This window comes from Spirillospora sp. NPDC127506, assembly GCF_040302145.1.
Classification (GTDB): Bacteria; Actinomycetota; Actinomycetes; order Streptosporangiales; family Streptosporangiaceae; genus Spirillospora.
The window spans coordinates 1-6,510 of record NZ_JBEORG010000086.1 but is presented as its reverse complement, the minus strand read 5'-3'; the positions used below and the strand labels follow the sequence as shown (position 1 = coordinate 6,510).

2 protein-coding genes are annotated in these 6,510 nt (G+C 74.9%); both read left to right on the top strand.

The window, feature by feature from the left end:
- Positions 1-1,756, top strand: a 1,756-nt coding sequence (locus ABTW95_RS35430; RefSeq protein ID WP_500228611.1) for a condensation domain-containing protein, incomplete at its 5' end; no start/stop codon positions are given.
- A partial coding sequence (locus ABTW95_RS35425) for an amino acid adenylation domain-containing protein (RefSeq protein WP_500228610.1) occupies positions 1,753-6,510 on the top strand: 4,758 nt, incomplete at its 3' end. The genes ABTW95_RS35430 and ABTW95_RS35425, both read left to right, overlap by 4 nt.

Below are 6,510 nucleotides of genomic sequence, written 5' to 3'. Positions count from 1 at the left end.
GCTGCCGCTCACCGTCAACGGCAAGCTCGACCGCAAGGCCCTGCCCGCCCCCGACTTCGCCGCCAGGGTGTCCTCGCGGGCGCCGCGCACCGCCGGGGAGGAGACTCTCGCCCGGTTGTTCGCCGAGGTGCTCGGCCTGGAGCGGGTCGGCGTCGATGACGGGTTCTTCGACCTGGGCGGCGACTCGATCATCGCGATCCAGCTGGTCTCCCGTGCCCGCGCGTCCGGCCTGGTCATCACACCCCGGGACGTGTTCCAGCACCAGACCGTCGAGGAACTGGCCGCGATCGCGCAGCCGGTCGGCGAGGGCGAGCGGGTCGAGGCCGAGGCGCCCGGCGCCGGGGTCGGGCCCGTGCCCGTCACGCCGATCGTCGCGTGGCTGCGCGACCGGGTGGGCGGCGACACCGCCCTGATCCGGGGCTTCCACCAGTCGATGCTGCTGCGCACGCCGCCGAACCTCGGCGTCGACCGGCTGACCGCCGCGTTCCAGACCCTCCTGGACCACCACGACATCCTGCGGCTCCGCCTCGACGGCTGGCAGCCCGTCGTCCAGCCGCACGGCTCGTCCGACGCGGCCGGGCTCGTCACCCGCGTGGACGTCGCCGGCCTGGACGCCGACAAGCTGCAGGCCGTCATCACCGAGCAGGCCACCGCCGCCCGCGACCGCCTCGACCCGGCCGCCGGGACGGTCGCGCAGCTCGTCTGGTTCGACGCGGGCCAGGAGCAGGGGCGGCTCCTCGTCCTCCTGCACCACCTCGTCGTGGACGGCGTGACCTGGCGGATCCTCCTGCCCGACCTGGTCACCGCCTGGGCCGGGGGAGACCTCGACCCCGTCCCGACGTCGTTCCGCCGCTGGGCGCAGAAGCTCACCGCGTCCGAGCGGGGCGAGGACGAGCTGGAGGACTGGCTCGACATCGTCGACGGCCCGCCGCAGAACCTCGCCGAGCGGCCGCTCGACCCGCGCGTGGACATCGCGGGCCGCGCCCGCTCGGTCACCCTCGACCTGCCCGCCGACGTGACCGAACCCCTCCTCACCGAGGTCCCGGCCGCGTTCCACGGGCGCGTCAACGACGTCCTGCTCACCGGCCTCGCCCTCGCCGTCGCCCAGTGGCGGCGGCGCCGGGGCGGGCGCGGCACCGGCGTCCTCGTCGACCTCGAAGGCCACGGCCGCGAGGACGTCGTGCCCGGCGCCGACGTCTCCCGCACCGCCGGCTGGTTCACCTCGATCCACCCGGTCCGGCTGGACGCGGGCAGCGCGACCGGCGGCACCGCGCTGAAGACGGTGAAGGAGCAGCTCAGGGCCATCCCCGACGGCGGCATCGGCTACGGCCTGCTCCGCTACGGCGGCGGCGACGCCGCCGAGGAGCTGGCCGCCGCCCCGCCCGCGCAGATCGCCTTCAACTACCTGGGCCGCGTCGCGGACGGCGGCGGGGACGGCGACTGGACGCTCGCCGCCGAGGAGCTCCCCGCCGGCGAGGACCCGGCGATGCCCATGGCGCACGTCCTGGAGATCAACGCCGTCACCCGCGACCTGCCCGGCGGGCCGGTGCTGTCGGCGACCTGGACGTGGCCGGGCGGCCTGCTGGAGGCCGCCGACGTGCGCGACCTGGCCGAGGGCTGGTTCGCCGCGCTGCGCGGACTCGCCGCCGACGTCGCCGCCGGGGACGCGGGCGGCTTCACCCCGTCCGACCTGCTCGTCGACCTGGACCAGCACGAGATCGACAAGCTGCAGACCGCCTGGAGGCAGAAATCGTGAACCGGGGGGACCTTGAGGACATCCTGCCGCTGTCGCCCTTGCAGCAGGGTTTCTTCTTCCACGCCCTCTTCGACGCGGGCGACGGCGACGTCTACACCGCCCAGTTCGTCCTCGACCTCGAAGGCCCCCTGGACGTCGCCGCGCTGCGCACCGCCGCCGCGACGCTGCTGCGCCGGCACGCGAACCTGCGCGCCGCGTTCTGGCACGAGGACCTGTCGCGCCCCGTCCAGGTGATCCCGCGCACGGTCGAGCTGCCGTGGGAGGAGGTCACCGCGCCGGGCGCCGAGGCCGACGCCGTCGTCGCCCGCGAGCGCGCCCGCGGCTTCGACATGACGTCGCCGCCGCTGCTGCGGTTCGTCCTCGTCCGGATGGGACCCGAGCGGTTCCGGCTCGTCTTCACCAACCACCACATCCTGCTGGACGGCTGGTCCACGCCGATCCTCGCGACCGAGCTGTTCCTGCTCTACATGCAGGGCGGCCACGACACGGGGATGCCGCGCGTCACCCCGTACAAGAACTACCTGGCGTGGCTCGCCCAGCAGGACCGCACCGCCGCCGAGGCGGCCTGGCGCCGCGCCCTGGACGGGGTGGACGAGCCCAGCCTCGTCGCGCCCGAGGCCGCCGCCCGGCCCCCGGAGCCCCCGAGGCGGACCAGCACCGAACTCGACGAGCGGACCACCCGCCGCCTCACCCGCGCCGCCCGCCGCCACGGCGTCACGCTGAGCACCGTGCTGCAGGGCGCCTGGGGGCTCGTCCTCGGCCGCCTCCTCGGCAGCGACGACGTGGTGTTCGGCGCGACGGTCTCCGGCCGCCCGCCCGAACTGCCGGGCATCGAGCAGATGATCGGCCTGTTCATCAACACGCTGCCGATCCGCGTCCGCCACCGGCCCGGCGAGTCGCTCGGCGCCCTCCTGGAGCGCCTCCAGGACGAGCAGACCGAGCTCCTCGCCCACCACCACCTGGGCCTCACCGACATCCAGCGGGTCGCGGGCCACGGCGGCGCGCTCTTCGACACGATGACGGTCCTGGAGAACTACCCGTTCGACCCGTCCACGATGGACGGGTCCCTCGGCGGCGTCCGCATCACCTCCGTCGACTCCTACGACGCGACCCACTTCCCCCTGTCGCTCGTCGCCGCGCCGGGCGACCGCCTGTCGCTGCGCCTGCACTACCGCCCCGACGTCTACGAGCACCACGTCGTCGAGGCGCTCCTCGCCCGCGTCCGCCGGTTCCTGGAGGTCTTCGCCGCCGACTCCGGCACCCTGATCGGCGCCGTCGACCTGCCGGACGACGCCGAGCGGGCGTCCCTGGCCGCCTGGAACGACACCGCCGCCCCCGTCCCGGACGGCACCCTCCCCGCCCTCTTCGAGGCCCAGGCCGCCCGCACGCCCTCGGACACGGCCCTCGTCTGCGGCGACGCCCGCCTGACGTACGCGGAGCTGAACGAGCGGGCCAACCGCCTCGCCCACGAACTGATCGCCCGCGGCATCGGCCCCGAGGACCGCGTCGCGCTCGTCCTCCCGCGCACCCCCCGCATCGTCGTCGCGATCCTCGGCGTCCTGAAGGCCGGCGCCGCCTATGTCCCGATCGACCCGGAGTACCCGGCCGACCGCATCGCCTACATGCTGGACGACGCCCGTCCCGCCCTCGCCATCACCGAACACGACTTCCCGGACACGGCCGGGCGGCCGGCGCACGACCCGTCCGACGCGGAGCGGGTCCGGGCGCTGCGGGCCGGGAACGCCGCCTACGTCATCTACACGTCCGGGTCGACGGGGCGGCCCAAAGGCGTGACCGTGCCGCACGTGGGGGTGCTCAACTACTTCGAGGCGCACCGGGGCGCGTTCATCGACCCGGCGGTCGAGGCCGCCGGCGGGCGGCGCATGCGGTTCGCGCACCTGGCGTCGTTCTCGTTCGACACGTCCTGGATGGGCCTGCTGTGGATGATGTACGGCCACGAGCTGCACCTCATCGACGACGGCACCCGCCGCGACGTCGAGGCGTACACGGCGTACGTGGCGCGCGCCCGGATCGACCTGGTCAACACCACCCCGTCGCACTTCGCGTCGCTCCGCGAGGCCGGGCTGCTGGACGGCGACGGGCGGCACCTGCCCGCACAGCTCCTCCTCGGCGGCGAGGACATCGGCGAGAGCCTGTGGGCCGAGCTGCGCGCGGTCCCCGGCCTCACCGCGCGCAACTTCTACGGCCCGACCGAGTCGACCATCGACACGATGAACCAGGTCGTCGCGCGCAGCGAGCGCCCGTCGGTCGGCCGCCCCTACCGGAACACGCGGGCGTACGTGCTCGACGGCGCGCTCCAGCCCGTCCCGCCGGGCGTCCCCGGCGAGCTGTACCTCGCGGGCGTGCAGCTCGCGCGCGGGTACCTCCGCCGTCCGGCGCTCACCGCCGAGCGGTTCGTCGCCGACCCGTTCGGCCCGCCCGGCGACCGCATGTACCGGACCGGCGACCTGGCCCGCCGGCTCCCCGACGGCACGATCCAGTACCTCGGCCGCGCCGACGACCAGGTCAAGATCCGCGGTTTCCGGGTGGAGCCGGGCGAGGTCGAGAACGTCCTCGCGGGATGCGCGGGCGTCGCGCAGGCCGCCGTGGTCGTCCGCGAGGACCGGCCCGGCGACAAGCGCCTCGCCGCGTACCTGGTCGGCCCGGACGTCGACGTCGCGGCCGTCCGCCGGTACGCGGCCGAGCGGCTGCCCGACTACATGGTCCCGTCGTTCACCGTCCTGGACGCCCTGCCGCTCAACGTGCACGGCAAGCTCGACCGGGACGCGCTGCCCGCGCCCGACACCGGCGCCGCCGCGAGCCGCGCGCCGCGCACCCCGCAGGAGGAGATCCTGTGCGGGCTGTTCGCGGAGGTCCTCGGGGTGCCGCGGGTCGGCGTGGACGACGGGTTCTTCGACCTCGGCGGCGACTCGCTCACCGCCACCCGGCTGGTCAGCAAGATCAGGTCCGCCCTGGGCGCGGAGCTGCCCGTGCGGGCGCTGTTCGAGGCGCCGACCGCCGCCGGGCTCGCCGAGCGGCTCGCGGACGCGGCGGGCGACGTGCGCCCGCCGCTGGTGCGGGCCGAGCGCCCGGACGTCGTGCCGCTGTCGTACGCGCAGCAGCGGCTCTGGTTCCTCAACCGGTTCGAGGGCGCGTCCGCGACGTTCAACATGCCGGTCGCGCTGCGCCTCAACGGCTCCCTCGACCGGGACGCGCTGCGGGAGGCGCTCGCCGACGTGGTGGCGCGGCACGAGTCGCTCCGCACGATCTTCCCGGACCGGTCCGGGACCGCCCGGCAGCTCGTCCTCGAACCGGCCGCCGCGCGGCCCCGGCTGGACGTCGCCGAGGCCGCCGAGGCGGAGCTGCCGACGGCGCTGGCCGCCGAGGCCGGGCGCGGCTTCGACCTGTCGGTGGAGCCGCCGCTGCGCGCCCGGCTGTTCGCGCTCGGCGGCGACGCCCACGTGCTGATGCTCGTCCTGCACCACATCGCCGCGGACGGCTGGTCGATGGCGCCGCTGGCCCGCGACGTGCTCCTCGCCTACGCGGCCCGCGCGGAGGGGCGGGCGCCGCAGTGGGCTCCGCTGCCCGTCCAGTACGCCGACTACACGCTCTGGCAGCGTGAGCTGTTCGGTTCCGAGGACGACCCCGAGAGCTTGATCTCGCGGCAGATCGCGTACTGGAAGGACGCGCTCGCCGGGCTGCCGGAGGAACTCGCGCTGCCGACCGACCGGCCGCGTCCGGCGGAGGCGTCCTACCGGGGCGGGACGCACGCGTTCGAGTTGGACGCCGGCCTCCACGCCGGCCTCCTCGCCCTCGCGCGGGAGAGCGGGGCCAGCCTGTTCATGGTCATGCAGGCCGCCTACGCCGCGCTGCTCACCCGCCTCGGCGCCGGCACGGACGTGCCGATCGGCTCGCCCGTCGCGGGCCGCACCGACGAGGCCCTCGACGACCTCGTCGGCATGTTCGTGAACATGCTCGTTCTGCGGACCGACACCTCCGGCGACCCGTCGTTCCGCGAGCTGATCGCCCGGGTGAAGGAGACCGACCTGGCCGCGTACGCGCACCAGGACCTCCCGTTCGAGCGGCTCGTCGAGGTGCTCAACCCGGCGCGGTCGATGGCCCGGCACCCGCTGTTCCAGGTCGTCCTGTCGTTCCAGAACAACCCCGAGGCCCGGCTCGAACTCGACGGGCTCACCGGCGGCGCCGAGCCGCTGGCGGCGGTCGCCGCCAAATACGACCTGTCCCTCTACCTGGAGGAGCGGTACGGCGCCGACGGCGCACCCGGCGGCATCGAGGCGGGGCTCGAATACGCCCTCGACCTCTTCGACGCCGAGACGGCCGCCTCGATCGCGGACCGCTTCGAGCGCCTCGTCCGCGAGCTGGTCGCCGACCCGGGCGCGCCCATCACCGCCGCCGAGATCCTCGACCGCGGTGAGCGCCGCACGCTGCTGCGCCGCTGGGCGGGCGGCAAGGGCGCCGGCGACGCCGAACGGACGACCATCCCGGCGCTGTTCGAGGCGCAGGCGGCGGCCCGTCCGGATGCGCCCGCCGTCACGTTCGAGGGTGTGTCGTGGACGTATGCGGAGGTCAATGCGAGGGCGAACCGTCTTGCGCATCGGTTGATCGGTCAGGGTGTGGGGCCGGAGCAGTTCGTGGCGCTGGCGTTGCCGCGCTCGGCTGATCTGGTGGTGGCGATTCTGGCGGTGCTGAAGGCGGGGGCGGCGTATGTGCCGATCGACCCGGATTATCCGCAA